The following is a 3,316-nucleotide window of genomic DNA, read 5'->3' as shown; positions in this document are numbered from 1 at the left end:
GGCGGTTCGTACGTGCGCTGCGAGCAACGTCCATTTGGCAAAAGTGCAGGCTTCTTGTATAGCCGACAGTACTGTGGCCCTCTGTTCCTCGCTCAGGTTATAGGGCGGCTGTTTCATCTGGTCGCGTTCGTATTGCATGCGCCTAGAGTCCGGTTCCAGGACGCGATGGCCGGGGACGTTGTGGAAGCGATCTACTGAACCGCTTTCGTCACCGTGCAGGCGGACGCCGTAAGTCGTGAAAGTAATCAGGTAGCGCAAGTTTGTTGTGACTACGATGTGGGCGGCTTGTGCAGGGTTTTCTCCGCCCCGCGGTGACTATAATGAATCCGCTTGCCCATGCGACTTCTCGTGCCCTTCTTGCTCCTCGGTCTCACCCTCTCCGCCGAGACGCCCATCATCTCCCGCCCCGCGCGCCCCTGGCAGTTCTTCGATGCCATCGGACAAAAGGCCGCCATCCTGGGCCGTGAAGACGGAACCATCGAGGGCTGGGTCTACCCGCTGAAGCTCTTCCGTGATCTCAAACTCCGCTTCATCGTCGATGGCCACGTGATCCCCGCGGAAGCCATCGCGCGTCAAACCTCGGCGCGTCCCGGCTCCTTCCGCATCGCCTACTCGGGCGACGAGTTTCGCGCGGCCGAGACCTTCATCACACCGATGAATATGCCCGGCTCTCTCATCCGACTCGAAATCGATGCGCGCTCGCCGGTGGAAGTTCAGGTCGCATTCACGCGCGACTTCCAGCTCATGTGGCCGGCCAGCATGGGCACCGCCTGGGCGCAGTGGCATGAGTCGCCGCCCGAGATGCTCTTCGGCGCCGATGGCGAGAAGTATCGCGGCCTGCTGGCGCTCCCCGGCGGCAAGCTGCTGCACAACGATTATGAGAGCAATTACTCCGGATCTCCCGACGCCGTTGTCTCGCTGGGAACCATGCAAGGCCATGCCGAGCGCGTGCTGGCCATGGCTGCGTCGCTTGCCTCACAGCCGGACGCCGAGAAGATCGCTGCCGACCTGACCGCCCGCGCCGGCGATTGGGAGAAGGAAACCGACGCCGATTTCGCGCAGTATCTCGACCGCACCGTAAGAATCTCCGTTCCCGACCCGCAGATCCAAAGCGCCTACGACTGGGCCCGCATCAGCCTGCGCAAAATGCTGGCTGACAATCCGCTGCTCGGCAAAGGATTGATGGCCGGCATCGGAGGATCCAAAGGCGCCTACCGTCCCGGATACGGATGGTTCTTCGGACGCGATTCGTTCTGGTGCTCCCTCGCGCTGACGGCGGAAGGCGATTACCAAACCTCGCGCGACGCCATCGCCTTCATCTCGCATTTCCAACGCGCCGATGGCAAAATCCCCCACGAAATCTCGCAAAGCGCCAGCCTGACGCAATGGTTCGACAAGTATCCGTGGGCGTATTCGTCGGCCGATGGTACGCCGTTCTTTGTGATCGCGCTCGAAGACTATGTGAGCGGTTCCGGTGACGACGCGTTTCTTCGCGAGCAGTGGGACCACGCGCGCAAAGCCATGGAATTCTGGCGCTCGACGCTCGCGCCGGACGGCTGGCCGAAGAACCAGGGCGTCGGCCACGGCTGGGTCGAAGGCGGTCCACTGCTGCCGGTCCAGACCGAGTTTTATCTGGCCGGCGCAGGCGTGGAAGCGCTGCGAGCGATGTCCGTCCTGGCGCATCGGATGGGCGACGCGGCGATGGCGCAGCAGCTCAGCACGGAGTATCAAACGCGCAAGGCGGAGATGGAGAAGCGCTTCTGGATGGCGCGCGAAGGGCGCTACGCGTTCGCCATCGGCGTGGATGGCAAGCTCGCGGATAAGGCGACCGTGCTCGGCACGGTACCCATGTGGTTCGGTCTGACCGACATGGCGCACTCGCGTACCATGATCGAACAGCTCGCCCGCGAAGACCATGCCAGCGATTGGGGCATGCGCATCATCTCGCGATCCGACCCGCTCTACAGCCCGGCCGGCTACCACTTCGGCAGCGTCTGGCCGCTGTTCACCGGATGGGCCGCCGTGGGCGAGTATCGCTATCGCGCGCCGTGGGCGGCGCTGGGAAATCTGGAGGCCAACGCGTTCCTGGAGCTGGATGGCGGCTCGGGGACCATGACCGAAGTGCTCTCCGGCGAGACTTACTCGGAGCTCTCGACGAGCTCGCCGCACCAGGCGTGGTCGTCAGCGATGTTGATCTCGCCGGTGCTGCGCGGGATGTTCGGCCTCGAGTCGCAGGGGGGCACGGTGCGTCTGGCGCCGCAGACTCCGGTCGAGTGGACGAGTTGGTCGCTCCGCAACGTGCAAGGCGTCGACTTCTTCTACGAAAACGGATCGCTGCGCGCGGTGAATCATTCCTCGAAGCCGGTCGCGCTGACCTGGGCGCCGTCGTTCGCGCCGATCGCGAAGGTCACACATGCGTCGCTGCCGTTCAAAAGGATCGACAACCCGTCAGACTGGCAAGCGGTGTTCGAGACGACGCTGCCGGTTGGCGAAACGCGGATCACGGTCGATGCTGAGCGGACGTTCGGGTATCGCGTAGAGACCGCTCCGCCGCAGTTGGCGCAAGCCAGTGACAACCTGAAGGTGATTGCGGAGCGATGGCCGGACGGCGCTTGCGACCTGACGGTAAGTGGAAGGCCGGGACGCGCGTATCGCATCCGCCTGGCGGGCAGCGTGAAGCCGGTTCACGTGGATGGCGGAACGCTGCAGGGCAACGAACTGATCGTCGAGTGGCCGGGAGATCGAGCGGGCGATTACGAGACGAAGGAAGTGCGGCTGCGTTTCTAGGTTAGTCCGACCCTCCCTTTCGGTCGGGCTCAGAGTGAAACTATTCAATTGTTGCGCATGAAACGGTAAATACGAAATGATTCGCTCCGAGCCCGACCGAAAGGGAGGGTCTGCCGCGAGGGCGGCCGAGCGCGCCTGCCGAATCGCGCGCTTCCGTGTAGTTGCGGCGAATACGCGCTATATTCTCTGCAAGCGATGCGGAGATTAGCGCGCGGCAGCTACATCCCCGAACGATCGGAATGGCCGGACCTTCGCTGGCATTCCGAGCGCATCGCCGGGCTTCTAATTGACGGAAGCACTAAGGAAGCGCGCGATTCGGCAGGCGCGCTCGGCCGCCCTCGCGGCAGACCCTCCCTTTCGGTCGGGCTCGGAGCGAATCATTTCGTATTTACCGTTTCCTGCGCAACAATCGAATAGTTTCACTCTGAGCCCGACCGAAAGGGAGGGTCGGACTTCCCTAGAAACGCAGCCGCACTTCCTTCGTCTCGTAATCGCCCGCTCGATCTCCCGGCCACTCGACGATCAGTTC

2 protein-coding genes and 1 pseudogene are annotated in these 3,316 nt (G+C 63.1%); 2 read left to right on the top strand and 1 reads right to left on the bottom strand.

From position 1 onward, the window contains the following. Positions 1-258 (bottom strand): annotated as a pseudogene (locus H1Y01_RS19425) (transposase); the annotation flags it as partial. Positions 259-336: 78 nt separating this feature from the next. Between H1Y01_RS19425 and H1Y01_RS01760 the strand changes: the two are divergent. Next, on the top strand, positions 337-2,787 hold the full coding sequence (locus H1Y01_RS01760) for an amylo-alpha-1,6-glucosidase (RefSeq protein ID WP_180538375.1): 2,451 nt from the start codon (positions 337-339) through the stop codon (positions 2,785-2,787). 195 nt (positions 2,788-2,982) lie between these two features. Continuing rightward, the gene (locus tag H1Y01_RS01755) at positions 2,983-3,204 is read left to right on the top strand and encodes a hypothetical protein (protein ID WP_180538374.1); all 222 of its coding nucleotides are present in this window, start codon (positions 2,983-2,985) and stop codon (positions 3,202-3,204) included. The last annotated feature ends 112 nt before the right edge of the window (positions 3,205-3,316 follow it).

The organism is Nevskia soli (assembly GCF_903970205.1).
In the GTDB taxonomy this organism is placed as follows: domain Bacteria; phylum Acidobacteriota; class Terriglobia; order Bryobacterales; family Bryobacteraceae; genus Bog-113.
Note: the sequence above shows the minus strand (reverse complement) of the source record. Positions and strands in the feature narration are given on the sequence as shown.

Excerpts from the sequence above, each read along its gene's own strand:
- H1Y01_RS01760 (WP_180538375.1), top strand. The coding sequence starts at position 337 with ATGCGACTTCTCGTGCCCTTCTTGCTCCTCGGTCTCACCCTCTCCGCC.
- H1Y01_RS01755 (WP_180538374.1), top strand. The coding sequence starts at position 2,983 with ATGCGGAGATTAGCGCGCGGCAGCTACATCCCCGAACGATCGGAATGG.